Source organism: Snodgrassella sp. B3800, from assembly GCF_026535865.1.
Taxonomy (GTDB): Bacteria; Pseudomonadota; Gammaproteobacteria; order Burkholderiales; family Neisseriaceae; genus Snodgrassella; species Snodgrassella alvi_E.
Genome location: NZ_JAFNPH010000004.1, coordinates 107,514 through 133,191 on the forward strand (window position 1 = coordinate 107,514; position 25,678 = coordinate 133,191).

At 42.3% G+C, this 25,678-nt stretch carries 24 protein-coding genes and 2 tRNA genes; 12 read left to right on the forward strand and 14 right to left on the reverse strand.

Going from position 1 to position 25,678, the window contains the following annotated elements:
- The first annotated feature begins 5 nt into the window (after positions 1 to 5).
- The 3 genes from dapF to J3U64_RS07310 are packed head-to-tail and all read left to right on the forward strand — an operon-like array spanning position 6 to position 2,067.
- Complete coding sequence (gene dapF, locus J3U64_RS07300; RefSeq protein WP_267408775.1) at positions 6 to 863, forward strand: diaminopimelate epimerase; 858 nt, start codon at positions 6 to 8, stop codon at positions 861 to 863.
- Complete coding sequence (locus tag J3U64_RS07305; protein ID WP_267408776.1) at positions 860 to 1,513, forward strand: DUF484 family protein; 654 nt, start codon at positions 860 to 862, stop codon at positions 1,511 to 1,513. The genes dapF and J3U64_RS07305 overlap by 4 nt, the downstream gene beginning before the upstream one ends.
- Positions 1,513 to 2,067, forward strand: coding sequence for a hypothetical protein (locus J3U64_RS07310; protein WP_267408777.1), 555 nt, complete (start codon positions 1,513 to 1,515; stop codon positions 2,065 to 2,067). The genes J3U64_RS07305 and J3U64_RS07310 overlap by 1 nt, the downstream gene beginning before the upstream one ends.
- Before the next feature lie 108 nt (positions 2,068 to 2,175).
- Here J3U64_RS07310 and J3U64_RS07315 read toward each other — a convergent pair whose 3' ends face one another.
- Complete coding sequence (locus tag J3U64_RS07315; protein ID WP_100141277.1) at positions 2,176 to 2,388, reverse strand: hypothetical protein; 213 nt, start codon at positions 2,386 to 2,388, stop codon at positions 2,176 to 2,178.
- 1,069 nt (positions 2,389 to 3,457) lie between these two features.
- Between J3U64_RS07315 and J3U64_RS07320 the strand changes: the two genes are divergently transcribed.
- Positions 3,458 to 5,110, forward strand: coding sequence for an electron transfer flavoprotein-ubiquinone oxidoreductase (locus J3U64_RS07320; protein ID WP_267408778.1), 1,653 nt, complete (start codon positions 3,458 to 3,460; stop codon positions 5,108 to 5,110).
- A 70-nt stretch (positions 5,111 to 5,180) separates the two neighbouring features.
- Here the strand turns inward: J3U64_RS07320 and J3U64_RS07325 are convergent, their stop codons facing one another.
- A complete protein-coding gene (locus tag J3U64_RS07325; protein ID WP_100141275.1) occupies positions 5,181 to 5,432 on the reverse strand; it encodes an NGO1151 family protein in 252 nt (83 codons plus the stop codon).
- Positions 5,433 to 5,575: 143 nt separating this feature from the next.
- Between J3U64_RS07325 and J3U64_RS07330 the strand changes: the two genes are divergently transcribed.
- Both J3U64_RS07330 and J3U64_RS07335 read left to right on the forward strand, forming a co-directional pair.
- The gene (locus J3U64_RS07330; RefSeq protein WP_267408779.1) at positions 5,576 to 6,511 is read left to right on the forward strand and encodes a hypothetical protein; all 936 of its coding nucleotides are present in this window, start codon (positions 5,576 to 5,578) and stop codon (positions 6,509 to 6,511) included.
- 351 nt (positions 6,512 to 6,862) lie between these two features.
- Positions 6,863 to 6,938: transfer RNA gene (locus J3U64_RS07335), tRNA-Thr, on the forward strand.
- 336 nt (positions 6,939 to 7,274) lie between these two features.
- On the opposite strand, the gene J3U64_RS07340 is transcribed toward J3U64_RS07335, so the two are convergent.
- Together J3U64_RS07340 and J3U64_RS07345 are read right to left on the reverse strand one after the other, a co-directional pair.
- Positions 7,275 to 8,255: a bile acid:sodium symporter family protein gene (locus J3U64_RS07340; RefSeq protein WP_100141273.1), complete on the reverse strand. Its 981-nt coding sequence runs from the start codon at positions 8,253 to 8,255 to the stop codon at positions 7,275 to 7,277.
- 294 nt (positions 8,256 to 8,549) lie between these two features.
- The gene (locus J3U64_RS07345) at positions 8,550 to 10,145 is read right to left on the reverse strand and encodes an inorganic phosphate transporter (protein ID WP_100156744.1); all 1,596 of its coding nucleotides are present in this window, start codon (positions 10,143 to 10,145) and stop codon (positions 8,550 to 8,552) included.
- Between the two features lie 114 nt (positions 10,146 to 10,259).
- Here J3U64_RS07345 and thiE point away from each other — a divergent pair, with 114 nt between their 5' ends.
- Entirely contained in the window at positions 10,260 to 10,886 is a 627-nt protein-coding gene (thiE, locus tag J3U64_RS07350; protein WP_267408780.1) for a thiamine phosphate synthase, read from the forward strand.
- 156 nt (positions 10,887 to 11,042) lie between these two features.
- Positions 11,043 to 12,050, forward strand: coding sequence for a ferrochelatase (gene hemH, locus J3U64_RS07355; protein WP_267408781.1), 1,008 nt, complete (start codon positions 11,043 to 11,045; stop codon positions 12,048 to 12,050).
- Between the two features lie 59 nt (positions 12,051 to 12,109).
- Here the strand turns inward: hemH and yegQ are convergent, their stop codons facing one another.
- Entirely contained in the window at positions 12,110 to 13,477 is a 1,368-nt protein-coding gene (gene yegQ, locus J3U64_RS07360) for a tRNA 5-hydroxyuridine modification protein YegQ (protein WP_267408782.1), read from the reverse strand.
- Between yegQ and J3U64_RS07365 the strand changes: the two genes are divergently transcribed.
- Both J3U64_RS07365 and recO read left to right on the forward strand, forming a co-directional pair.
- On the forward strand, positions 13,476 to 13,649 hold the full coding sequence (locus J3U64_RS07365) for a hypothetical protein (RefSeq protein ID WP_180295848.1): 174 nt from the start codon (positions 13,476 to 13,478) through the stop codon (positions 13,647 to 13,649). The genes yegQ and J3U64_RS07365 overlap by 2 nt on opposite strands.
- Positions 13,650 to 13,658: 9 nt before the next feature.
- A complete protein-coding gene (recO, locus tag J3U64_RS07370) occupies positions 13,659 to 14,393 on the forward strand; it encodes a DNA repair protein RecO (RefSeq protein WP_267408783.1) in 735 nt (244 codons plus the stop codon).
- Positions 14,394 to 14,642: 249 nt separating this feature from the next.
- Here the strand turns inward: recO and J3U64_RS07375 are convergent.
- From J3U64_RS07375 to thrS, 9 genes are all read right to left on the reverse strand, one after another.
- Positions 14,643 to 14,719, reverse strand: a tRNA-Pro gene (locus J3U64_RS07375).
- Between the two features lie 35 nt (positions 14,720 to 14,754).
- The gene (locus J3U64_RS07380) at positions 14,755 to 15,081 is read right to left on the reverse strand and encodes a hypothetical protein (protein WP_100141267.1); all 327 of its coding nucleotides are present in this window, start codon (positions 15,079 to 15,081) and stop codon (positions 14,755 to 14,757) included.
- Complete coding sequence (locus J3U64_RS07385; protein ID WP_100141266.1) at positions 15,065 to 15,367, reverse strand: integration host factor subunit alpha; 303 nt, start codon at positions 15,365 to 15,367, stop codon at positions 15,065 to 15,067. The genes J3U64_RS07380 and J3U64_RS07385 overlap by 17 nt, the downstream gene beginning before the upstream one ends.
- A gap of 100 nt (positions 15,368 to 15,467) precedes the next feature.
- A complete protein-coding gene (gene pheT / locus J3U64_RS07390; RefSeq protein WP_267408784.1) occupies positions 15,468 to 17,825 on the reverse strand; it encodes a phenylalanine--tRNA ligase subunit beta in 2,358 nt (785 codons plus the stop codon).
- A 329-nt stretch (positions 17,826 to 18,154) separates the two neighbouring features.
- Positions 18,155 to 19,144, reverse strand: a complete 990-nt coding sequence (pheS, locus tag J3U64_RS07395) for a phenylalanine--tRNA ligase subunit alpha (protein ID WP_100141264.1) — start codon at positions 19,142 to 19,144, stop codon at positions 18,155 to 18,157.
- Positions 19,145 to 19,417: 273 nt separating this feature from the next.
- Positions 19,418 to 19,774 (reverse strand): 50S ribosomal protein L20, encoded by a 357-nt coding sequence (rplT, locus tag J3U64_RS07400; protein WP_025330521.1) that lies wholly within the window; start codon positions 19,772 to 19,774, stop codon positions 19,418 to 19,420.
- A 12-nt stretch (positions 19,775 to 19,786) separates the two neighbouring features.
- A complete protein-coding gene (gene rpmI, locus J3U64_RS07405) occupies positions 19,787 to 19,984 on the reverse strand; it encodes a 50S ribosomal protein L35 (RefSeq protein WP_037405875.1) in 198 nt (65 codons plus the stop codon).
- Between the two features lie 280 nt (positions 19,985 to 20,264).
- A complete protein-coding gene (gene infC / locus J3U64_RS07410; protein ID WP_100141263.1) occupies positions 20,265 to 20,783 on the reverse strand; it encodes a translation initiation factor IF-3 in 519 nt (172 codons plus the stop codon).
- A gap of 21 nt (positions 20,784 to 20,804) precedes the next feature.
- Positions 20,805 to 22,712 (reverse strand): threonine--tRNA ligase, encoded by a 1,908-nt coding sequence (gene thrS / locus J3U64_RS07415; protein ID WP_100152058.1) that lies wholly within the window; start codon positions 22,710 to 22,712, stop codon positions 20,805 to 20,807.
- Positions 22,713 to 22,955: 243 nt separating this feature from the next.
- Between thrS and tgt the strand changes: the two genes are divergently transcribed.
- Positions 22,956 to 24,071, forward strand: a complete 1,116-nt coding sequence (gene tgt / locus J3U64_RS07420) for a tRNA guanosine(34) transglycosylase Tgt (RefSeq protein ID WP_267391923.1) — start codon at positions 22,956 to 22,958, stop codon at positions 24,069 to 24,071.
- Between the two features lie 113 nt (positions 24,072 to 24,184).
- A complete protein-coding gene (argH, locus tag J3U64_RS07425) occupies positions 24,185 to 25,567 on the forward strand; it encodes an argininosuccinate lyase (protein WP_267408785.1) in 1,383 nt (460 codons plus the stop codon).
- The last annotated feature ends 111 nt before the right edge of the window (positions 25,568 to 25,678 follow it).

Genomic DNA, 25,678 nt, shown 5'->3' on the forward strand with positions numbered 1-25,678 from the left:
GGCTTATGACAAAGTTAAAATTTACCAAAATGCATGGCTTAGGTAATGATTTCATGGTTATTGATGGTATCAACCAGAAATTTAACCCGAGTACAGCACCAATTGCCGCATGGGCACAACGGCATACCGGAGTTGGATTTGACCAGCTTCTTCTGATTGAGGCACCACGACAAGCAGAAGCTGATTTTCGCTATCGGATTTTCAATGCAGATGGTTCTGAAGTGGAACAGTGTGGAAATGGCGCACGGTGTTTTGCCCGCTTTGTTTACGATAAAGGGTTAACCAGCAAAAAGCAGATTGTCGTAGAAACAGCTGGCGGTGTGATTGTGCCCCGTTTAACCGATGATGGTTTGGTAACAGTAGACATGGGTGTGCCGTTGTTGGCTCCGGAGCAAATTCCGTTTACCGCTATTGATGAGGATGATGCTCGTAGTATCAGCCATCAGCTTGTAATCGGCAATGAGACTGTTAGTGTTACCTGTATCAATATGGGCAATCCGCATGCGGTGATAGTGGTGAAAGATATTGAGCAAGCACCTGTACACCGGCTGGGAGCAGCTATTGAAAACCACAAACAGTTTCCTCAACGCGTTAATGTCGGTTTTATGCAGATTGTGGCACCACGCAGGATTCGTCTGCGTGTTTTTGAGCGAGGTGTTGGAGAAACTCAGGCCTGTGGTACGGGTGCCTGTGCTGCAGTTGTAGCCGGAATCAGTTTGGGATTACTGGGCGATGATGAACCGGTAGAAGTTAATTTGACTGGGGGGCAGTTATTAATCAGTTGGCAGCAGCAACCTGATGCTCATGTATGGATGACAGGGCCTACCCAGAGTGTTTTTGATGGGGAGATTGATTATTTATGAGTATCAAAGAAGCAGATGTACGTGCGTTTTTACATGCTCAGCCAGAGTGGCTGTACGAACATGCAGCAGAGTTTAACCTGCGACCTATTGAAAGCAAGATAATGTCTTTCCAGCAGGGCCGGATGCAGTTTATGCAGCGTAAAACGGAAAAAATGGCTTCACAATTGGTACAGATGTTGGGAGAAGCGGATGCTAATCATACTTTGATGGCTAAGTTCATGGCTTTCGACCGACGCCTGCTCTTGGTAAATACAGTCGCTCAATGGCAAAGGGCAATTCACGATAGCTTGAAAAACGAATTTGTATTACCTGATTTCGCCTTGAAAATTGTTACCGAAGCACCTAAAAGTGTGCGTATACCTGCTTCTTTAATGGCAGATGATAAGGTTAAAGCTGTAGCAAAAAAACTGAATAAGCCCATATGTGGTAACTTACCTGTGGTTGTTTTACGGGAATTATTGCCCGTACAGCCTCGTCTGGAAAGCTTTTTACAACTGCCATTGCGCTGGCAGGAACAGACGCTAGCAATTTTGATAGTCGGCCATGAGAATGAAGCTCATTTCACATCGGATATGGCTACTGAATGGGTAAACTATATGGCAGAAAATATGGCCGTGGTACTGGCACGTCTGCTAAAACTGGTACGCTGATGACTACATTAATCATTTATGCGGTTGTAATGATTTATGCAGTACTGTTTGTGTGGCAATGTTGTAAATATCAATTATATGGCTGGCTGGCTGCTGCGTTAACCATTTGGGTGATTTTGGCAGCTATGAGTAGTGTGGTATTGCCGGGTATTGCTGGTTTGTTTAAACCGTTAAATTTATTTCTGATGCCAGTTTATGTGCTGTTGGGTTCGGTGTTTATGCTTCATCAGCGCAATAGACTCAAAAGCAACGGTTATTTATCTAATCTGCTTTATAGTAGTTGGTTACAGTTTGGAGCGCTGGCTATCTGTTTGACGCTCATTTTATGTCTAATCAGAAATACAATTTTATTAGTTCCTTTAATGGTTAGTGTTTTACAGATGCTTACTTGGCAACCTTTATACTGGATTGGAACTCAATGGTTATTGATGTTGATGCTATTTTCACGTACAGAAAATAAACAAAAAACGGTATGGCGCATGCAGACATTGTTGCTCTTTTGTTTATTTACTCAACTGATATATCTAATGTTAAGTTTTAGAGGAAAATTGTAGTTGGAGTTTGCTATTGTTTTTGAGCCAGATCTCAACTTTGCACCCTTTTTAAGAATCAGATAATAAAAAAGCCAGACTGGAAAGTCTGGCTTTTTTAATTTGATGTGCTTAGTGAGAAGCAGCTTCAGCAGAAGCGCCAGAAGCAACAGCAGGAGCTGAAACTTCAGAAGCTGGAGCTGGTTCAGAAGCCGGAGCTGGTTCAGAAGCTACAGGAGCTGAAACTTCTGATGCAGCAGAAGCAGCAGGAGCTGATTCATCTTTATTACAAGCAGCCAAGAACAAAGACATCAGGGCAGCAGCAGCTAACAGAGATTTTTTCATGATTATGTACCTTAATCTGTATCAAAAAGTATTACTTTAGTGATGGAAGTCCAGTTTTTGCACACTATATCATTTCTTCAATAAATAGCTACAGTGCGCATAACTTGTGCAAATCGAATTATGCCCCGCCTTGCAAACTAATGCAATCTGCCAAAGGTGTATTTTTGTTAAACAGCTACAGAAGCTTGTTGAGAATGGCGCGTTAGAATCTAGTCTAGTGCAGGATATACTTACTAGATAAGCAATAAGATTAAGGTATGGGTATAGTTATAAGATATTGATAAAATTTAATAAAAGTAAATAATATTCAGCAATAATGTTACAGTTTAATGATTACCCAACAAAATTACTGCAAATTAGAGAAGTTGTTTTTTTACAACAAATTTACATATTTATGGTTTATATACCTTGGATTCTGCTTGGTTTAGCTGATGACACTGTGGATGATTTTCATGCAATCTTGCCACAATTAAGTTAATAGGGAATGTTGTATAGAGCAGCTGACGTACTTTAGGTTTATCCTAATTACAGTCTTCAATCTGATTATCAATTTCTGAGTCTATTAACAATGAAGTAATACCAATTAATCGCAATGAAAATGTGTTAATTTTCATATTCAGAAATCAACAAAGATTGTTGTTTGGTTTTTTAGTATTGGTTGTGTAGCCAATTTTTTAGTTTGAGAAAATCAAAGCGATTCTCAGCATGAACCCTTGCTTTGAAATGATGTGCGCAGAATATAGACTATTACTACGGTTATTCTATTGAAACAAAGCCGTTGAAAAGTTAATGTTGATAAAACCTGTTTGGGATAGATATTGTACATTTATTGAAATACAGTTTATTGTATTTTAAGAAGTAATTTTTCAGCTTATATTCAAATATTTTAAGTAATGGTTTATTTCTTGGTTTGGCTAGTGTGAAATGGAAATCAGAACAGGCTTAGTCCCTTAGTCACTGTCTGAAGCCATTGTTCGATATAATGACAAGTTTTGAGTATTCAGCATGCATTTATCAGGCATGGCTACTGAATTTTGAGTAATTTTGTTTCTAAGCAGGAAAACTTATCATGACAGATACCCTTGAACGCGAGAGCATGCAATATGATGTTGTTATTGTGGGGGCCGGTCCGTCAGGTTTATCTGCTGCCATACGTTTAAAACAATTGGCCGCTAAACAACAGCGCGAGATTAGTGTATGCGTTGTTGATAAAGGTTCTGAAGTTGGAGCGCATATTATTTCCGGTGCTGTAATTGACCCTCATTCATTATCGGAGCTGATTGAAAATTGGCAGGATAAAGACGCTCCGTTATCGTGTGCGGTGAAACAAGACAGTTTGCTGTTTTTAACCGAAAAAAAAGCTTACCGTCTGCCAACGCCAGCCAGTTTTAATAATCAAGGCAATTACATCATTAGTCTGGGCGTGTTTTGTCGTTGGCTGGCGCAGCAGGCGGAAGAATTGGGCGTAGAAATATATCCTGGTTTTGCCGCTACAGAAATACTTTATCATGCTGATGGTTCGGTACGGGGAATTGCCACCGGCGATATGGGCGTTCAACGCGATGGTACTCCTGGTGACCAATATCAGCAGGGTATGGCATTGTTGGCACAACAGACTATTTTTGCTGAAGGTTGCCGCGGTTCGCTTACTAAAGTACTGATGCAGCAATTTGATTTAAGAAGAGACTGCCAGCATCAAACTTATGGAATCGGAATTAAAGAATTATGGGAAATCGCACCGGAAAAATCCAAACCCGGAACTGTGATTCATACTATAGGCTGGCCATTGGATCAGAAAACCTATGGCGGTTCTTTTTTGTATCATTTGAATGATAATAAAGTAGCAGTTGGTTTTGTGATTGGTCTGGATTATCAGAACCCTTATCTGTCTCCGTATGCAGAAATGCAGCGCTACAAAACTCATCCGGCCATTCGAGCTACATTAGAGGGTGGTAAACGTATTGCTTATGGTGCAAGAGCGCTGAGTGAAGGTGGCTTGCAAAGTTTGCCCAAACTAACGTTTCCTGGTGGTGTTCTGGTTGGTGATACTGCTGGTTTTCTGAATGTGCCGCGAATTAAAGGTATTCATGCCGCTATGAAATCCGGTATGCTCGCAGCAGAGGCCGTTGCTGAGGTATTAAGCGAGGAAGCTAGCGAAAGCAGTAATGCAGAGGCAGTAAATTATACAAGTTTATTCAGAAACAGTTGGTTATTTAGTGAGTTGAATAAAGTCCGCAATGTACGTCCTGCATTTAAATGGGGTCTGTTGGGAGGCCTAGTTTATGGTGCACTAGAAGAATATGTGTTCAAGGGTAAGGCACCATGGACTCTAAGGCATCAGCGGGCGGATTATGCGTCTTTACGACCAGCACAAGATTGCCAGAAGATTGATTATCCTAAACCGGATGGCAAACTCACATTTGATCGTATGAGTAGTGTATTTTTGGCTGGTATCAGCCATGCTGAAAACCAACCTGTACATCTTAGGCTACACAATCCAGAATTGGCCATTAGTGTTAATTATCAAAAATTTGCTAGTCCAGAAACGCGTTATTGTCCTGCTGGGGTGTATGAAATTATAGAAGAAGCAGGAGAACCACAATTGCAGATTAATGCGCAGAATTGTGTACACTGTAAAACCTGCGATATTAAAGATCCTGAGCAGAATATTGACTGGGTGTGTCCCGAAGGCGGTAGCGGACCAAATTATGCCGATATGTGACTGCCGGCATGAAAAACATCAGAGTTGAGCATATACAGACCAGCCATCTGCTGCTGGTCTGTTTTATGATTTAATGTTCGCGTTCATGAAAAAACGCGTAAGTGGCATCATGAAATAATTCTACTTGCGGATTTTCTTCATACTGCAATTCAGCAATTTCGTTATCAAAAGCTGTTCGAATAGATTCTGTAGCTAGTTCTGCTAAATCTGCGGGCAAGGCTCTCAATAAACCTTTCAGTGCAGTGGCTAGCACACGGTTTTGCATGAGTAGGGCTTCGTTATTTTCTTCGAGAAATTCAATTCGTTGTTCTAAGGTACTCATTATTTGATTCCTAATTAAATTGGACAAAATATACATTATTTTAGCATTTTAACCTACAAAAGTTGTTATAATTACCTATATATGGCACAGTGAAAATTCATGTGAAGCGAGCCAGAATACATCAGACGATAAGAAGTGAGGGCATGGTGAAAAACCAGTATGAACAACAAAATCAATTTGTTTTTACTTTGAGTGAAGATAATCCGCCTGCACAGCAATCTATGACTAATACAGATAGTGAGTCGGCTGAAGCCAGACCTGATTGGGTACGTAATCTTGAACAACTGCGCCAGAATAAAAAGAAGCATGATAATCATGCTGTTCATCATGATGTGAACAAGAGTATTAAACCGACAGTGGTTGTACATCAAACCAGAAGACACGAGCACGCTTTTAATACTTCTGCTGTAGTAACAGGTACAGTACCTCACAACCGGCAGCCTGCTACAGCTAAACCAAAAAAACCTAATCCTTCCCAGTATAATCAGACTGATGAAGTAGTATTGGATCCGATACAGCGAGAACGTGTTTATCGAGCCTATCTGCAGCAATGGCAGCAGCAGAGTACGTTGGAGGCTCAGCAACAAGAATCTGCCTTGAATGATACAGCATTACTGATTCAGGAAGACTGGCTGGCTGCCCAAAACTGTTTGCAAAGTGCTCCGATTGATGAAACTTTGCCATCTGGCTGTACTGTGCAACTAAAAGGAAATCAGGCAAAGGTTGTGCAGGCTGAGACTTCTGAGTCTGATGTTACCGATGTCAATACAGACTTTAGTGAAAATGGCCAGCCAGTAATTCATGTTCATATGCATGTAATCGAGCCGCGAGGTACAGCAAATCGTGCTGTTACCTGCATTTCAGAACAGGCTCTATTGCAGCAGCTTAGTGAAAAATTACGCCCTCATCTAGCCGATGTATTATCTGGTATGGTCAGGGTAGCGGTACAGAAACATACTGCTGGGCTGGTAACAACGCTACAGCGTGAGCTATTGGCGGAAGTGCCTTCGGCAGTGGATGACGTGCTGAAATATAACTTGACACAAGTTATGAACAATTTTAAGAAAAGACAACGTTAAAATTTAATGTCAGTATTTTAGCTTTGCTATTTGCTTCTGTAAAAGAGTAGTAGCTGAAGTTGCTAACATATCTATTGATTATTAGAAATAAAGAATTTTTCTAACATAGCATAGTAGAAAGAAATTGTGTTTTGAATATAATTATGCTTATTGCGATTATTTTTAATTAACAGAAGCATAAAATTTAATGAGATAGTAACGCATAAAAAGTACGGCTACTAAATAAGCTTTATATGTATGATTAAGTATAAATTCTTAAGATTCTAAGATTTCAGGCATGTTTTGTTAATGATGGTGAATCAAAGGTAGGTATGTTATACTGCGCGCCATTCTGAAAAAATTTATCCGTCAGCCAGTATAGCTCAGTTGGTAGAGCAGCGCACTCGTAACGCGAAGGTCGTAGGTTCGATTCCTATTACTGGCACCACAATAATTCATTATATCAATTATCTTGTGACAAATCTGCGTCACTTATTCCAACTTAAATTCCCTTAATTGTTTCGTCATTCTTTGAATTAAGCATTTTATATTTATCGCAACCATTAACTTGATGATAAATATACTGAATGTATTCTAATCACAGGCAAATAAATCACAAGTATTTATTATTAAAACAAAAATTTGTGCTAATAGTAAGCTTACTACTGAACCTAAAAGTTGTATTTGCATACATCTGAAAAACTATTACTCATTTGGTTCAGTTTTTCTAAAATGAAAAATATTTAAACCAATTATAATCTGTCGCAATAGTACTAGGTAACCGTTATGAAATTGGTTTATTTGTGCGAGCATAGCGTTGCGCCAGTACAGCGCAAATCATCAATTGTAGCTGGTGAAAAATCATCAATGGTAAGAGCATTATACCTACCATATTGGCAGGAAACAGAACGTTAGCCATAGGTACGCCATTGGCCAAGCTTTTTTTGGAGCCGCAAAACACAATTGTAATTTCATCGGCTCGTTTAAAACCTAGTAACCGTGCTACCAGTGTATTGATCGTAATCACCAGAAATAGAATCACTAGGCTCAGCATCACAATCATACCAATTGAACCCAGATTTACTTTGTGCCATAAGCCTTCAACCACTGCATCACTGAAAGCCACATACACAACCAGCAGAATGGAACTACGGTCTGTGCGGTTAATCCAAACTTTGTGCTGATGAATCCAATTGGCTAATAAAGGGCGTGCAAGGTGTCCGATTACAAAAGGTAGCATTAACTGCATCAAAATGGATTCTATCGCTGCTGCGGTATCAACGCTGTTGCCACTGGTTGGCATCATCAGTCCTACCAGAACAGGTGATAGAAAAACACCGAGGATACTTGAGGCAGAAGCACTGCAAACAGCAGCAGCCACATTTCCGCCAGCAACGGAGGTAAAGGCAATTGCGGATTGCACAGTGGCGGGTAGGGCGCATAAATATAGAAAGCCAAGATAAAGTTCGGGAGAAAGCCAGTTTGGTACCAGTATTCTTAGACATAGACCAATTAGCGGAAACAGGATAAATGTGCTGCAAAAGACCAATAGATGCAACCGCCAATGTTTGATTCCTTCAGTGACAGCCTGTCGAGACAGCTTGGCACCATGCATAAAAAAAAGTAGTGCAATAGCGATGGTCGTTAGATAGCTAAAAAAAGTTTTGACGCTGCCCTGACACGGAAGAATAGTAGCAGTACCGACAACCAATAGCATAGCCAGTAAAAACGGGTCTATATAGAATTTTTTAAGCAAATTGTTCATGGCAGCTCAGCGTTTGCGTACGTAATTACAAAAGGCAATATTTTAACGAAAAGTCCTCTTCACAAACAGCTGCTAGCTGAGTTAAAAAGCATTAATCCGATTCCATAATTGCTTTTAATTACCTTTAAGATAATCACCAAATGTTCAAGGCAACCAATTTAGAAAGAGATTTAAAACTTATGATAGACAACATAATTGATAAAATAAATAAATTATCAACAATGGTTTAATTTTGATGTGGATGAACAAAAACGCCAGCCTGTATATGACTGGCGCGCTATATTATTGCTGAGGTCAGAAAAAAGAATTGAGTCCGAGAAATATTAAAACCGACAGAATTGCTGCAGAAGGAAGGGTAATAACCCAGGCAAGTGCTATTGGTTTCATCAGCTTCCAGTTGGCATTGTGGTTAACCAGTCCAATTCCAAGTACGGCACCGACTAAAATATGTGTACTGGATACCGGTAAGCCCATTAGCGTAGCCAGCATTACAATGGCTGCTGAAGATAGTTCGGCGGTAAATCCTGAAGCCGGATGCATTTTAGCAAGATTGGTGCCCACAGTTTGAATCACTTCTTTGCCGATAAACCAAAGGCCAACAATCAGGGCAACACCAAAAGTAATCATCACAGGTGCTGGAATCATGGCATTGGCATCCATAGCAATATCACCAGTTCTAATTATGTCCATAATGGCTGCAAACGGGCCTACTGCATTGGATATATCATTGGCTCCATGGCTGAAAGCAAAACCAGCAGCTGTAAATACTTGCATCCAACTGAACATTAAAAAAGTGGATTTGCTTAAATCTTTACGCTTCAGTGTTTTGGCATAAATAAATGTTGCCATCCAGATCAGGGCACCAATCATGATGATTAGCAAAAAATTGGTTACTACGGACAAGCCCAGATGCAGATTGGTTAATCCCTTGAATAACAGCATAGCTGTAATCATCATGCCACCGCAGGCAGAAATCAGAGGCACCCAGCTATGTAGAGCTTTAAACGCATCTATACTGTTTTTACGGCTTTCTATATCAGCTAGCTTTTTATAATAATCCGATTCTAGTTCATCTACGCTGTAGTCTGGATCACTATAATTTTCCGCATCGCGTGCAATGGCAGAAGAAATTTTGATTTTTTCTGTCTCACTCAGTTGTTCAAACCACGCTTTGTGCTTTTCCTTGTACGCTTTTTTTTCTTGTTTGATTTCTTTCAGAGCTATGTTCATACGCTCATTGTAATCAAGTACATGCTTTTTAATTTGGCTGAAAAGAATGAATGACAATGCTCCGCCAAGCACAGGAGAAATCACCCATGATAGACCGATTTCGCCCATTTTGTTCCACTGGATTAAATCTAGTGCACTGCTGTTACCGGTGACCAGATAGCCCAGACACAGTCCGGCACCAACCAGACCGCCAATCAGAGAGTGGGTAGTTGAAACCGGAAGTCCTTTTTTCGAAGCAATCAGTAACCAGATGGCTGCTGCCAGCAATGCAGCTAGCATTACATTTATACATTGTGACGGTGTCAAATGCATGGCACCAAGGTCTATAATACCGTGTCTGATGGTTTTAGTTACTTCGCCACCGGCAATGACGGCACCGGAAACTTCAAACACTGCAGCTATACCCAGAGCTTGTGGTATTGTAAGGGTGCCGGCACCTACGCTGGTGCCAAAAGAATTGGCTACATCATTGCCACCGATATTGAAAGCCATAAAGGCACCAAAGAGGGTAGCTACAATGAATAATAGCGGCGCATGATGATTGGTATAGCCTAGTCCCCAGTAAATGAAATAGGCAATGGTGCCAAGTAGCAATGCAGCAAAAGCGTAATTAACCCGTGTAATCAAGGGCGAACGTGCAAAAGATGTGTCTGCGGCCATAATGTATTTTAAAGTGGAAAATTCAGAGCCGGCACGTAAACAAGCTATCCGACGTGTGCCATGCTACGTAAAAAAGTGCCATTATAAAGATTTTTGTTTCAAAAGGAGTAAATTATGTTTACGAATCCGTTTTTACCCATTGCCGCTCCGCTTAAATTTTATGCAGTCGTTCCTTCTGCAGACTGGGTAGCCCGAATGGTGGATGCAGGCGCTAATACCGTGCAGCTACGCAATAAAAGCCAGATTGGTTCGTCATTGTACCGTGAAATTGAACGCAGTGTGGCCTATGCAAAGGATTCACCTACACAATTATTTATCAACGATTATTGGTGGGAAGCGGTAGATTGTGGTGCCTACGGTGTACATCTTGGACAGGAAGATTTGGAAAGTGCTGATTTGGTGATGATACAGAGTGCCGGTTTACGGTTAGGAGTGAGCACTCATTCTTCTGAAGAGCTTGCTCTTGCACTTTCAGTAAAGCCAAGCTATGTAGCCTGTGGGGCAATATTTCCTACCAAAACTAAGACCATGCCTACACAGCCTCAGGGATTGGATAAACTTAGACAATACGTGCTTCAGGCCGGAAGTACCCCGACGGTAGCCATCGGTGGCATCGATCTGAGTAATGCGCCTGATGTTCTGGCCACAGGTGTTAGTTCTCTGGCAGTAGTGCGAGCGGTAACAGATGCGGCTGAACCAGAAAAGGTGGTAAAAGCTTTTCAGGCTCTTTGGAAAGAATAAAGAGCGGTACAATTTTTGTCATTCTTACCCAATTGAAGAGAAAGATTATTCTGAATAAATTTAATCTGAAGCAGCATGAATAGTAGTAATAACGTAATCAGCTATACTTGTGAAGCTCAATCATAAACCTGCTTATCCTTTGCCGGCGCTCTTATTATGTCAAAACCATTTCTTAGCGAACCTGAAACATCTACCACAGACACAGGTGTATTACTGCTGAATCTTGGTACGCCCGAAGCACCAACACCTCAGGCTGTACGTCCCTATCTGCGTGAGTTTTTATCAGATCATCGTGTGGTTGAGTTGCCACGTTTTTTATGGCAGCTCCTATTACGTGGCATTATCCTGCCTTTAAGGTCAAGGAAAAGTGCTCATGCTTATCAAACCATTTGGCAAGACAATGGTTCTCCGCTTCTAATTGGTACACGGTCGCTCACTCAAGCATTGTCTAAAGCTTTACCTGAAAGTGTGATTACCCGTTTTGCTATGACTTATGGTCAGCCAAGTGTGGTGGATGTGGTGCAGGAAATGAAGAAGCAAGGTGTAGCAAATCTGCTGGTAGTACCCTTGTATCCACAATATGCAAGTTCAAGTAGTGGTGCGGCACTTGATCAGCTATGGCGTGTTTTACTTAAACAGCGTGTGCAGATGGCGGTACGAAGTATCACTAGTTTTTGTGCAGATACCAATTATATAAAGACCTTGGCAGCTCATATCCATACGCACTGGAAACAGTATGGACGCGGGGAATGTTTGTTGTTGAGTTTTCATGGTATTCCATTAGCTCAGCAACAGGCAGGTGATATTTATGTTGAGCATTGCCACACCACTACCCAGCATCTGGTTAGTGAGCTCGGATTGAAAGATAATGAATACCGACTGGCATTTCAGAGCCGGTTTGGTTACGCGCCATGGGTTGGTCCCAGTACTCAGGATTTATTCAACCAGCTACCACAGGCTGGAATAAAAAAACTTGATGTAGTATGTCCCGGATTTGTTACAGATTGTCTGGAAACACTAGAAGAGATTAATATTAGGGGTAAAGCTGATTTTCTGGCTCATGGGGGTGAACAATTTCATTATATTCCATGTATGAGCAGTGAAGATGAATGGGTAAAAATACTGATACCTTTAATCAATCAGAATCTGCAAGGCTGGCTGTAAGTTTCAGGTATCCAATAAAAAGCCATAGAATTTGATTCTATGGCTTTTTGTTTATTTGTTTAAACTGCTTCGTTCTGCATCATAATTCGTGCGATCAAAGCCTTGTCTTTACCATGCATTTGTGGAATTTTCACTTCGAAACCATTTCCAGCAGCCACTTCTATCGGATAACCTTTACGTGTCATTTGTTCTAGCCGAATAATTCGATTACCGCTGGGGTGAATAATCTCAAGCTGGTCACCCACACTGAATTTATTTTTCACCTCAATCGTTGCCCACCCATCAGCATCAATATCCGTTACCTTGCCAACGTATTGGCTTTGTTTGGATAAAGAATGTCCAGACAAATAATTTTGATATTCCTGAGTTTGATGACGTTCCAAAAATCCAGTGGTATATCCGCGATTTGCCAGTCCTTCAAGTTCGGCCAGCAGCGAGTAATCAAAAGGTTTTCCAGCAACTGCATCATCAATGGCACGCCGATATACTTGTGCGGCACGGGCTACATAATAAACCGATTTGGTGCGGCCTTCTACTTTCAGTGAATCCACACCGATCTCAGCTAGTTTCGCAACTTGCTCCACTGCACGTAAATCTTTGGAATTCATGATATAGGTACCGTGCTCATCTTCCATAATCGGCATCATATCACCGGGTCGATTAGCCTCTTCGATTAAATATACTTTATTAGCTAAGGGGTGGCGTTGTTGCTCATTCGGACCCAACAGGTTCTCATCTGCCAGAGATTGAGCATGCTTGAAATCAAAATCGCGTAATAGCTGGGCGTCACCGCTGTCACTATCCGACGTGTTATGTACTTTATAATCCCAGCGGCAGGCATTAGTGCAGGTACCCTGATTGGGATCACGATGGTTAAAGTATCCAGATAGCAGACAGCGGCCGGAATAGGCGATGCATAAAGCACCGTGCACAAATACTTCTAGCTCAATATCTGGACATTGCTGCCGGATTTCAGCAATCTCATTGATACTTAGCTCACGTGATAAAATAATACGTTCAATACCAATGCTTTGCCAAAACTGTACACCCCAAGCATTAGTCGTATTGGCCTGTACGGACAGATGCACCGGTATTTCCGGCCATTTTTCGCGAACTTTCATAATCAGCCCCGGGTCGGCCATAATCAGTGCGTCTGGCTGCATGGCAATAATTGGTTCCATATCAGCCAGATACGTTTTCAGTTTGGCATTGTGTGGCAGAATATTACTGGCCAGAAAAAATTTCTTGCCACGAGCGTGTGCTTCAGAAATTCCCTGCTCCAGTACTGGAAGATGGGCAAATTCATTATTGCGTGCACGTAGAGAATAGCGTGGCGTACCCGCATAGACTGCATCTGCGCCGTAATCAAACGCAGCACGCATCCGTTCCAGACCGCCAGCAGGTAATAATAATTCCGGTGCTTTCATGAGTGTGCAAACTTTCCTGATAGTTTTGAATGCTTTCAGGCAGCCGGCTGAAAAAAACCGGCTGCCTGAAAGTAAAATATCTATTTTTAAAGGAATTATCCGCTTTTTGGCGAATATGGTCAATTGTCATGCCATATCGGGCTATAATAATCAGCAAATCTATCCGATGTAACAACTACTCATGTCTGATAATCGTATCAATCATCAACCAGCTTTTTTGCTTTCATCACGTCCGTGGAGTGAAAGCAGTCTTCAAATAGAAATATTTTCACGAGACTATGGCAGAGTGGTGATGTTGGCTCGCAGTGCACGACGGCGCCAAAGTGAACTGCGCGGCGTGTTGGTACCATTTGTACCTTTGCAGCTTTCTTGGTATGGCAATAATGAACTGAAAACTCTTCATCGTGCAGAATGGGTAGGTGGGTGGCCTCAGCCACAAAATCAAGCTTTGTTCAGTGCAATGTATGTGAATGAGTTAGTTTTGAAACTTACAGCACGCGAGGATTCTTTACCATCTGTCTATCATGCCATGTACGCCGTTTTGCAAAGTATCTGCGGTGGTGAGCATCTGGCAGCTTTACGTTATTTTGAGTGGAGCCTTCTGCATACTTTAGGTGTGGCTCCGGATATCTCGCAGGACAATCTAGAACAAGCAATTGTCTGTCATGAACGTTACTGGTTGCGTGCTGAGCACGCACCGGTATTATTGATGCAGGCACAGCAGCTATCTGCTCAAGAGAAAGGCATTGTGGTCCATGGACATACTCTTAATGCGCTAAGCAACCAGTCTCTGGCATCACAGCCTGAATGGCATCAGGAAGCTCTTCGGCTGACTCGCATGCTACTTGATTTCCGTCTACCAGACGGTATCCTCAGTAGACAGATATTGAAACAGCTGCAGCAATTAACAGGTTAATAATCTTATTATTTAAGCATCTGATTGAATAAATTATTGCAGTTTATTGGACTAGTAACGGGCCTTTGAGAATTTGGAATGAATTGCTAGAATTTTAATAAGCAAAGAATTGGATTTTCTTTTTTAACATCTTTATTGATTCGAAAGCATATTATCTGAATTTTTATTTTGATACTGTGAGAATCTGATACTGATATTTACTCTATTTGTATAAAAAAATACAGCCCTTCTAGGCTGTATTTTTAATTTTGGTCGGAGTGAAAGGATTCGAACCTTCGACCCCTTGCACCCCATGCAAGTGCGCTACCAGACTGCGCCACACTCCGACTCTGTAAAGGAGGCGATTATAAAAGTAATCGTTTTACTTGGCAAGTACGCTATTCAGGTTGTCCATTATCTTCTCAATGTGCTGCCGTGTTTCTAGAGCATCAATGGCCGGATTACCTTCAGCATCCACCTGATTACGTGTAAATGGATCGATATAGGGAGTAAAGCTATCGCGCAATTGTCGAATTTTAATTACATCAGCACGGGTATAATGCTGGCCGCCATAGCCAATCACTACGCCGTGAATCTGCTGCCATGCAGTAAACTGCTCCTTACTAATGTCAGCAAGCTGGCACAGCTCTTCTAGGGTAAAGTACCGCTGTGCTGGAATGGGTAACAGTTGCTTAGGCTTGTTTTCCATTATAGTGATCAACCATGCCTTTCAATTTTTGTGATGCATGGAATGTTACCACGCGTCTAGCAGAAATAGGGACTTCTTCGCCGGTTTTGGGATTACGGCCAGGGCGCTGCGGTTTATCGCGCAGCTGGAAGTTACCAAAACCAGAGATTTTGATTTGTTCGCCTTGTTCTAGGGTACTGCGAATTTCTTCAAAAAACAATTCTACTATTTCTTTGGCATCGTGTTTGCTCATGCCGGCTACTTTTTCTACCAAAATATCTGCAAGTTCAGCTTTTGTCAGCGTCATATTAAAGTTTCTTTCATTAAAGAGGGCGATATTATCCACAAATTGATTTGTGTTATCAAGTAAGTAAAATTTTAATCGTTTAGGATGTCTGGGTAAAATTCTAAACGCGTAATTTTGCGTCAATTGTACCTGCTGTATCTATGAGTTTTGTTATTACTGAGTCTACTTCTTCATCGGTCAGTGTTTGCTCAGGGCTTTGCAGAATAATTTTTACAGCCAGACTTTTCATGTTTTCAGGGACACCTTTACCTCGATAAACGTCAAAAATAGCGATTTCCTGTATGGAAGAATGTTTAACACTGGTCAGAGTGTTAAGTAACTGTTCAGCAGTTATTTGCTCTGGGAGGATAAAAGCCAGATCACGTCGTACGGGCTGAAATTTGGATACTGGTTGGTAAGTAATTCTGTCTTGCGATAATACAGCACTTAGATTTAGCTCAAATAGAATCGGTGATTGAGGTAAATCGTATTTTTGTGTCCAGCGTGGATGCAGTTCTCCGATAACACCGACTACTTTATCAGCAATGATGATTTCTGCCGTTCTGCCCGGATGCAGTGCCGGATGTTCTGCTGCGCGATATTCAACAGTATCAGCACTGATTAAACCGGCAATATCGTTTTTGACATCATAGAAATCCACATTACGTGTGGTTGCGGCCCATTGTTCTGGCAGGGCAGAACCATAAGCAAGACCAGCAATTTTTTTGGTCTGGACATATGCTTCATTCTGTTTGTGAAACACGCGTGCCACTTCGAATAATCTTACCCGGTTTTGTTTACGGTTTAGATTATTGTGCAGAATTTCTATCAAGCCACCAAACAAGGTAGAGCGCATGACACTTAGCTGACTGGCAATCGGGTTTTGCAGGCGAATCGGATTAGTATTGCCGGCTAAATCTTGTTCCCATGCTTCTTCTACAAAGGCGTAGCTGACAACTTCCTGATAGCCGTTATTGGCAAGCTGGTGGTAGACACTGAATAATGGTTTCTGTGTTTCCGGCAGGGCTACCATGTTCAGTTTGCCATTGGTATGGTTGTCTGGAATATTGTCATATCCGAAAACGCGGCCGATTTCTTCAATAAGATCTGCTTCAATTTCAATATCAAAGCGAAAGCTGGGTGATGTAACCGTGAAACCGTCTTCGCATATTTGTGGATTCAGGCCTAGGTGTTGCAGAATAATTCCTATATTTTCTGCAGAAATATTTACTCCCAGTACTTTGGCTACTCTGTTGGTGCGTACTCGGACTTTTTTAGTGTCAGGCAGATTTCCTGTTGCTTCAGTGATATTACCAATATCACCTCCGCAGATTTCTTGTATCAGGGCTGTAGCACGTTCGATGGCTTGTTGCTGTAAATTGAAATCCACACCTCGCTCAAAACGAAATGATGAGTCTGAACCAAAACCATACTGTCGCGCTTTGCCGGCAATGATGTCTGGAGTAAACCATGCACTTTCGATGACTACATTATGGGTATCGTTAGTAACTGAGCTTTCTACACCACCCATCAGCCCAGCAATGCTCAAGACCTGTTTTTCATCAGCTACTACAAGTGTATTACTGCAGAGGGTGACAGTTTTATCATTAAGACAAGTAATGGTTTCGCCATCATAAGCACGACGGATATTCAGCTTACCAGTAATTTTATCAGCATCAAACATGTGCATTGGCTGCCCAAGCTCTAGCATGACATAGTTGCCGATATCAACTAAAGCGTTGATACTTCGTAAACCACTGCGTTCCAGTCGTTGTTTTAGCCATACCGGTGTAGCTGATTGTGAATTAACGCCGCGGATAACTCGGGTAAGAAAGCGGCCACAGTCTTGTGGTGCTTCGATGCTGGCTGGTTGGCTGGCTTCGATGTTTGCTTGGACAGGCACAATTTCAATCGGATGTAACTTAGACTGAGTTAATGCACCTACTTCACGTGCTATTCCTTTTATACTGAGGCAGTCTGCACGGTTAGGTGTGATTTTGAGGGTGAGCAGATGATCATCTAATTCCAGATAGTTGCGGATGTTTTCACCGATAGGTGCATCTGCAGGCAGAATCAGCAGACCATTAACTTCATCTGGCAGACCTAATTCTTTTGCTGAGCACAGCATTCCATTGGATACCTGACCGCGCATTTTGGTGGGTTTGATTTTAAAATCGCCTGGCAAAATGGCGTCTGGTAACGCGCAAGGTACTTTGATTCCTGGCTGTACATTGGGAGCACCACATACAATTTGTATCAGTTCGCCTGTGCCGGCATCTACTTGTGTGATATTGAGCCGGTCTGCATCAGGATGTTTAATGACTGATTTTACTTCAGCAATTACTACACCTGTGAAGGTGGGAGCAGCCAGTCTGGTTTCTTCTACTTCAAGTCCGGCCATGGTGAGTAAATGTGCCAGCTGGTCTGCTGACAGATCTGGATTGACCCATGAATATAACCATTGTTGAGAAAATTGCATAATGCTTCCAGTATGTATTCTGTTGCAGTTTCATCCAAAAGTGTTGGGTTTGCTGGTCTGCAGTTGTTACAAGATTGTTTAATCTGTAATTTATGTAACTTCGCTTTTGGAATTCGTATTAGGTTAAGATGAATTATTCTAGTTTGTTATAGGGTGAATAATTTTTTAACCATAAAAATTCATCAGTCGTTCACTAGTGAGATGATTACGCTTTGATGTTAATCTTATATCAGTGGTAATGAATGTTGTTTTGTTTCGGCTATGCCTGAATTGGATAATTCAGGGATTGGCTTAAAACAAGTTCATTACTTTTAACAGACACTTTGTATTTAATCCTGAAACTGTTTTAGAAAATTCAGGTCATTGTCGAAAAAAAGGCGCAAATCATTAATTCCGTAGCGCAGCATGGCAAATCTGTCCAGACCAATGCCAAAGGCAAAACCTGTATATTTTTCAGCATCTATATTGACGTTTTTTAATACATTTGGATGCACCATGCCGCATCCGCCGACTTCGAGCCAACCTCGCTCACCCATGATATCAATTTCAGCTGATGGTTCGGTAAATGGGAAAAATGAAGGGCGGAAACGTACCTGTAAATCATCACGTTCAAAAAAGCGACGGATAAAATCGGTAAATACCGCTTTAAGGTCGGCCATGGTCACACCTTCTTCAATCCACAATCCTTCTGCCTGATGAAACATTGGTGAGTGGGTGGCATCTGAGTCTACTCGATATACGCGTCCTGGAGCAATAATGCGAATCGGCGGCTCTTTTTTGTCCAGCATGTAGCGTATCTGAATAGGAGATGTATGGGTACGTAGTACGTTGCCATTTTCGACATAGAATGTGTCTTGCATGGCGCGAGCAGGATGGTTTGGTGGAATATTCAATGCTTGAAAATTATGAAAATCATCTTCGATTTCCGGCCCATCGGCTACGGTGAATCCCATGCTGTGAAACAGTTCTACAATCCGCTGTAGGGTTAAGGTTACAGGATGTAAACCACCTATATTTTCGCCGCGACCGGGCAGAGTCACATCCAGTGCTTCGGCCGCCAGCTGTTGTTGCAGTTTTGCTTCGTTCAGTGCATCACGTTGTTGGTTATAGGCAGACTGAAACTGATTTTTGCACTCATTTATGTGCGCACCGGTGGTTTTGCGTTCTTCCGGTGTCATTTTTCCTAGTGTTTTTAATAGGGCGTTGAGTTCACCTGTCTTGCCCAGATAACGGGCTTTTACCAATTCTAATGCAGGTAAATCAGTAGCTGATTGAACAGCAGCGATGCCTTCGGCAACGATGCGGTTGGCGTTTTCCATAACAAGATTCTTTACTTAAATATAAACCGAAGAGATGTGTAATGCTTTGTCTTGCTTTTAAAAATGCTGGAATTGTAAATAATACCGAATCTGAAGCGGACAAAACGAGGTATATAACACACTATAATATATTTTTTGCTAAAAGCTTATTTTAACGCGAAATTCATGAGGTAAACAATGTTAAGCTATCAGATTAAATATAATTAAAAAGTTTGATAAAACAGGAATGAAAAAAAAGGAAACCGAAGTTTCCTTTTTTCCAGAATCTGCTTATCAGGCTAAAGCAGCTTTTGCCTGTGCGGCCAGCTGAGCAAACGCAGCTTGATCAAATACGGCCAGATCAGCCAGTACTTTGCGGTCGATAACAATAGCTGCCTTTTTCAGACCATTCATGAATTTGCTGTAAGACAAACCGTTCTGACGTGCAGCGGCATTGATACGTACAATCCATAACTGGCGGAATTGACGTTTGCGTTGACGACGGTCACGATAGGCGTACTGACCGGCTTTCATTACTGCCTGTTTGGCAATACGATAGACGTTTTTACGACGGCCGCGGTAGCCTTTGGCTAACGCTAAAACTTTTTTATGACGTGCACGAGCGGTAACACCACGTTTTACGCGAGGCATAGTTCAAACTCCTTAAGCGTAGGGTAACATTTTGTGGATAGAAGCCATATCGCGTTCATTCACCAAAGAGGTGCCACGCAATTGGCGTTTGTTTTTAGTGGTTTTTTTCGTCAGGATGTGACGTTTGAACGCATGAGCGCGTTTTACACCACCGTTACCCAATACTTTAAAGCGTTTTTTTGCGCTAGATTTGGATTTCATTTTCGGCATGGGAAAACTCCATTGTTGTTTGATCAGGCGAGGGGTGGCTGTATACAGCACTTTGACCCGCACACCACGGTTTTTACCGCTTGAATATTGCTTTGCGCACAGCGGCGATGCACAAGGACGAGGATTATAATATATCTGCGTCGTTAAGACAATATCGCTGTGGTATGCTTCTGCTGACACAGTCCTGTTGTGATTATTTAGGTTGCTTGAGTCAATATATGAAAAACCTCATTTCAGGTGAGTAAAATGAGGTTTTTATAAGACAGGCTGAGTTTAATAATTATTTCTTTTTCGGTGCGATTATCATCACCATTTGGCGACCTTCCATTTTTGGAAACTGCTCAACAGTGCCGATTTCAATCAAATCAGCTTGAATGCGTTTGAGTAGTTCTGCTCCTAAATGTTGATGAGCCATTTCGCGTCCACGAAAGCGCAGCGTGACTTTTACTTTATCGCCATCTGTTAAAAAGCGAACAATGTTGCGCATTTTAATCTGATAGTCACCTTCATCAGTACCAGGGCGGAATTTGATTTCTTTTACCTGCACCTGTTTTTGCTTTTTGCGCTGTTCGTCGCGTTTTTTGGATTGTTCGTATTTGTATTTACCAAAATCCATTAATTTGCAGACGGGTGGTTTGGCGGTAGGGGCGATTTCCACCAGATCCACATCGTTCTCTTCAGCCAATTTCATGGCCTGCTGAGTAGATACTACACCCAACTGTTCGCCAGTTGGACCAATCAAACGCACTTCTTTAATGGTGATTTCACCGTTGATGCGTGCTTCGCGTTCTTGAGCGATGGTCGTACTCCTTATTCACGTTTAATGAAGAGACAAGGCTTCTTGTTTCAGCTGGCTAATGAATGTTTCAATATCCATCTGACCCAAATCTTCGCCGCCGCGTTTGCGTACGGCAACCTTGTTGTCCTGTTTTTCTTTCTCGCCTATAACCAGTTGATAGGGAAGGCGTTGCGTACTGTTATCTCGGATTTTGTATCCAATTTTCTCATTACGCAAGTCTAAATGCACGCGGAAGCCTTCTGCGGTTAATCGCGTGGCAAGTTGTTGACAATATTCTGTCTGTGCTTCAGTGATATTCATAATCACCATTTGTACCGGTGCTAACCAAAGCGGAAATGCGCCGGCATGATGTTCAATCAGAATACCAATAAAACGTTCTAATGAACCTAAAATGGCTCGATGTAGCATTACTGGTCGGGCACGGCCGTTTTCTTCGGTGACATATTCTGCACCAAGACGTTCTGGTAATACAAAATCCAGCTGGATAGTGCCACATTGCCACGAACGGCCTAATGCGTCTTTAATGTGATATTCTACTTTCGGGCCGTAGAATGCGCCTTCACCGGGTAATTCTTCCCATGTAACGCCACAGGCAGTCAGAGCTTCGCGTAAACCCTGTTCCGCTTTGTCCCATATGGCATCAGAACCGGCACGTTTTTCAGGCCGAAGGGATAATTTAACCGATACATCATTGAATTCAAACTGGCGGTAAATGCGCATGACCAGTTCGTTGAATGCTTTAGCTTCACTGACTATCTGGTCTTCGGTACAGAAAATATGAGCGTCGTCTTGTGTAAAGCCACGTACGCGCATCAGGCCGTGTAGGGCGCCAGAAGGTTCATTTCGGTGACAAGAACCGAATTCGGCCAGACGCAAGGGAAGGTCGCGATAAGAGCGTAAACCCTGATTGAAAATTTGGATATGACCAGGACAGTTCATGGGTTTTACTGCGTAAACACGTTTTTCCGATTCGGTAATAAACATGTTTTCTTTGTAATTATCCCAGTGACCGGATTTTTCCCAAAGGCTGCGATCCATAATCATTGGGGTTTTGATTTCCTGATAGCCAGCAGCTGCTAGTTCACGACGCAGGTGTTGTTCGATTATCTGCCATAATGACCAGCCCTTGGGATGCCAGAATACCATACCCGGTGCTTCGTCCTGCAAATGGAATAAATCCATTTGTTTGGCCAGTTTGCGGTGGTCACGTTTTTCTGCTTCTTCAATACGCTGGATGTAGGCGTTCAAATCTTCCTTGGTAGCCCATGCGGTGCCGTAAATACGCTGTAACTGTTCGTTTTTAGCATCACCACGCCAATAGGCGCCTGAAAGTTTTGTGAGTTTGAAGTTTTTAAGAAAGCGGGTGTTGGGAACATGTGGGCCGCGACACATGTCTACATATTCCTGATGATAATATAGACCCATGGCTTTTTCATCAGGCATGTCTTCAATCAGGCGCAGTTTGTAATCTTCGTGTCGCTGAGTGAATACTTTGATAACTTCATCCCGTGGTGTAACTTTTTTGATTACGTCATAATTCTGTGCAATCAGTTCTTTCATGCGGGCTTCAATTGCTGCAATATCTTCGGGCGTAAAGGGACGTTCGTACCAGATGTCGTAATAAAACCCATCTTCGATTACTGGGCCGATAACCATTTTGGCATCAGGATAAAGCTGCTTTACAGCATGGCCAACCAGATGAGCACAGGAGTGACGAATAATATCGACACCTTCTTTGTCTTTGGCAGTAATGATGCTGACTTGAGCATCTTCTGTTACTTGATCACATGTATCTACCAATTTGCCATTAACTTTACCGGCAATGGCGGCTTTGGCTAAGCCTGTACCTATGGAAGCGGCAATGTCGGCAATGCTTAATGGCGCTTCAAACTGACGAACTGAGCCGTCTGGCAAGGTAATGTTTAACATGCATACTCCACAAACAACAGACCGGTCTCGTTTATTACGAGTGAGAATATCAAATGGCCGCTTTTGTTTATATTTATAAATTAATGGGATAATTTAATGCGTAAGTTCTGATGAACTTTCGCTTTAGTTAAGGAATTTATTTTAACGATTTGGTTTTTGCTTGGCAATGCTTGCCCGGCGAAATGTGTAGGTTTGGGCTATAATGGGAAATTCTGTCATATTTTTTGATATTAAATAAGTTATATGCTGAAATTTACTTTACAGCGTACGGATGGTTTTGCGCGCCGTGGTACGCTTGAATTGAATCATGGTACGGTGGAGACGCCGGTTTTTATGCCGGTGGGAACTTATGGTTCAGTAAAGGCGATGTCGCCACGTACTCTAGAGGAAATTAAGGCGCAGATTATTCTGGGTAATACGTTTCATCTTTGGCTGCGACCGGGTTTGGATGTTATCCGTGATTTTGGTGGTCTGCATGATTTTATAGGTTGGAAGCGGCCGATATTGACGGATTCAGGTGGTTTTCAGGTATTTTCGCTAGCGCAAATGCGGAAGCTAACAGAAGAAGGGTGTACTTTCCGAAGTCCTATTAATGGCGACAAGCTGTTTTTATCACCTGAAATATCCATGCAGATTCAGACGGTGCTGAATTCTGATATTGTGATGCAGCTGGATGAATGCCCTGATGGAAATGTGGATGCAAGAGAAGCAGAAAAATCTTTGCAGATGAGTTTGCGCTGGGCGGAGCGTAGTAAAAACGAATTTGAACGTCTGAATAATCCAAATGCTTTGTTTGGTATTGTGCAAGGCGGAATGTATGAAGACCTGCGTGAGCAGTCGCTTGCTGGTTTGGAAGAAATCGGTTTTCCTGGTCTCTCTGTAGGTGGTCTTTCGGTGGGAGAGCCAAAACCTGAGATGTATCGTATTTTACGTGCTATTGGACCTAAACTTCCGGCGAATAAACCGCACTATCTGATGGGTGTGGGTACGCCTGAAGATTTAGTATATGGTGTGGCGTATGGTATTGATATGTTTGATTGTGTGATGCCAACACGAAATGCGCGTAATGGATGGCTGTTTACACGCTTTGGCGATGTGAAAATCCGTAATGCTATCTATCGCCATGACCAGCGCCCGCTGGATGAAAGCTGCGATTGTTACACTTGCCAGCATTTCAGTCGTGCTTATCTGCATCATTTGCAGCGTGTGGGTGAGATTCTGGGTGCTCAATTAAATACTATTCATAATTTACGCTATTATCAGATTCTGACTGCAGAAATGCGTCTGGCTATTGAAGCGGGTAAATTTAGTGAATTTCAAATGCGTTTTCATGCTGATCGTGCCCGAGGTGTTTTGTAGGTTTGTGTCTGTCGGGAGTGGTGCTGTTTTGTAAGTGTATATAATTTGTTGCTGATAGTTGAAGTTTGTCAGCAATGTTTTGTGTTTTTATAGAAAATAGTGGAGAAAGTTGTATGGGTGAAAAAGCCTGGTCGGGCCGTTTTCATGAGCCGGTTAGTGAGCTGGTAAAGCAGTACACTGCATCGATTACTTTTGATCAGCGTCTTGCTCAATGTGATATTGAGGGTTCTCTGGCACATGCGCAGATGTTGCAGCAGGCTGGTGTGCTTAGTGCGGAAGATTTGAACGCAATTCAGCAGGGTATGCGGGAAATTCTACATGAAATTGCTGCCGGTAAAATCAACTGGTCAGTTGATTTGGAAGATGTTCATATGAATGTGGAACATCTGCTTACTGAGAAAGTCGGTGATGCCGGTAAACGTCTACATACCGGTCGAAGTCGCAATGATCAGGTAGCGACGGATATCCGTTTATGGCTGCGTGAGGAAATTGACCGCATTGTGTTGCTTATCAATGATTTGCAGTCTGCGCTTGTTGATTTGGCTGAAAAAAATGCAGAGGTGGTGATGCCTGGCTTTACGCATATGCAGGTGGCTCAGCCTGTGAGCTTTGGTCATCATATGCTGGCGTATGTGGAGATGCTGGGACGAGACTGCGAGCGAATGCAAGATTGCCGTCATCGAGTAAACCGGATGCCTCTGGGTGCGGCCGCTCTGGCAGGGACAACTTTTCCGATAAATCGGGAAGTGACTGCGCGATTACTGGGCTTTGAGGCTATATGTCAAAATTCTTTGGATGCGGTATCAGATCGGGATTTTGCTATTGAGTTTACTGCAGCCGCATCGATTCTTATGATGCATCTTTCGAGGCTGAGTGAGGAACTGATTTATTGGATGAGTCCGCGCTTCGGCTTTATTGATATTGCCGACCGTTTCTGTACAGGGTCGAGCATTATGCCGCAAAAGAAAAATCCGGATGTACCGGAACTGGTACGAGGAAAAAGTGCGCGGGTGGTCGGACATTTGATGGGGCTGATTACCTTGATGAAATCGCAGCCATTGGCCTATAACAAGGACAATCAAGAAGACAAGGAACCTCTTTTTGATACGGTAGATACGTTGGTTGACACACTGAGGATTTATGCAGATATGATGCGTGGTGTGAGTGTGAAGCCTAAAAATCTTCGAGCAGCGGTTTTACAGGGTTTTGCTACGGCAACTGATCTAGCTGATTATTTGGTGAAAAAGGGTTTACCATTTCGTGACAGTCATGAGGTGGTGGCACGTGCTGTACGTCTTGCCGAAGAACAGCAAAAAGAATTAAGCGAATTACCTCTGGAAGTGCTGCAGTCTTTCTCTGGTTTGATTGAGGAAGATGTTTATCTGGTATTATCGCCGGAAGGCAGTTTGAATGCTCGTAATCATATAGGTGGTACAGCACCTGTGCAGGTTCGGGCACAGGTGGCTCGCTGGCGTAAGTGTTTACAGAGTAGTTAGTTCTAATTGCATGGGCTGATATGTCTTATTGAAAAAACAGGCAGATTTTTCTGTCTGTTTTTTATATCCGGAAAAAAATTATACTATTTTTATGTCATATTTTTATGATTA

Coding starts and splice junctions, on each gene's coding strand:
- dapF (WP_267408775.1), top strand. CDS start 6: ATGACAAAGTTAAAATTTACCAAAATGCATGGCTTAGGTAATGATTTC.
- J3U64_RS07305 (WP_267408776.1), top strand. CDS start 860: ATGAGTATCAAAGAAGCAGATGTACGTGCGTTTTTACATGCTCAGCCA.
- J3U64_RS07310 (WP_267408777.1), top strand. CDS start 1,513: ATGACTACATTAATCATTTATGCGGTTGTAATGATTTATGCAGTACTG.
- J3U64_RS07315 (WP_100141277.1), bottom strand. CDS start 2,388: ATGAAAAAATCTCTGTTAGCTGCTGCTGCCCTGATGTCTTTGTTCTTG.
- J3U64_RS07320 (WP_267408778.1), top strand. CDS start 3,458: ATGACAGATACCCTTGAACGCGAGAGCATGCAATATGATGTTGTTATT.
- J3U64_RS07325 (WP_100141275.1), bottom strand. CDS start 5,432: ATGAGTACCTTAGAACAACGAATTGAATTTCTCGAAGAAAATAACGAA.
- J3U64_RS07330 (WP_267408779.1), top strand. CDS start 5,576: ATGGTGAAAAACCAGTATGAACAACAAAATCAATTTGTTTTTACTTTG.
- J3U64_RS07340 (WP_100141273.1), bottom strand. CDS start 8,255: ATGAACAATTTGCTTAAAAAATTCTATATAGACCCGTTTTTACTGGCT.
- J3U64_RS07345 (WP_100156744.1), bottom strand. CDS start 10,145: ATGGCCGCAGACACATCTTTTGCACGTTCGCCCTTGATTACACGGGTT.
- thiE (WP_267408780.1), top strand. CDS start 10,260: ATGTTTACGAATCCGTTTTTACCCATTGCCGCTCCGCTTAAATTTTAT.
- hemH (WP_267408781.1), top strand. CDS start 11,043: ATGTCAAAACCATTTCTTAGCGAACCTGAAACATCTACCACAGACACA.
- J3U64_RS07365 (WP_180295848.1), top strand. CDS start 13,476: ATGAGTGTGCAAACTTTCCTGATAGTTTTGAATGCTTTCAGGCAGCCG.
- yegQ (WP_267408782.1), bottom strand. CDS start 13,477: ATGAAAGCACCGGAATTATTATTACCTGCTGGCGGTCTGGAACGGATG.
- recO (WP_267408783.1), top strand. CDS start 13,659: ATGTCTGATAATCGTATCAATCATCAACCAGCTTTTTTGCTTTCATCA.
- J3U64_RS07380 (WP_100141267.1), bottom strand. CDS start 15,081: ATGGAAAACAAGCCTAAGCAACTGTTACCCATTCCAGCACAGCGGTAC.
- J3U64_RS07385 (WP_100141266.1), bottom strand. CDS start 15,367: ATGACGCTGACAAAAGCTGAACTTGCAGATATTTTGGTAGAAAAAGTA.
- pheT (WP_267408784.1), bottom strand. CDS start 17,825: ATGCAATTTTCTCAACAATGGTTATATTCATGGGTCAATCCAGATCTG.
- pheS (WP_100141264.1), bottom strand. CDS start 19,144: ATGGAAAACGCCAACCGCATCGTTGCCGAAGGCATCGCTGCTGTTCAA.
- rplT (WP_025330521.1), bottom strand. CDS start 19,774: ATGCCTCGCGTAAAACGTGGTGTTACCGCTCGTGCACGTCATAAAAAA.
- rpmI (WP_037405875.1), bottom strand. CDS start 19,984: ATGCCGAAAATGAAATCCAAATCTAGCGCAAAAAAACGCTTTAAAGTA.
- thrS (WP_100152058.1), bottom strand. CDS start 22,712: ATGTTAAACATTACCTTGCCAGACGGCTCAGTTCGTCAGTTTGAAGCG.
- tgt (WP_267391923.1), top strand. CDS start 22,956: ATGCTGAAATTTACTTTACAGCGTACGGATGGTTTTGCGCGCCGTGGT.
- argH (WP_267408785.1), top strand. CDS start 24,185: ATGGGTGAAAAAGCCTGGTCGGGCCGTTTTCATGAGCCGGTTAGTGAG.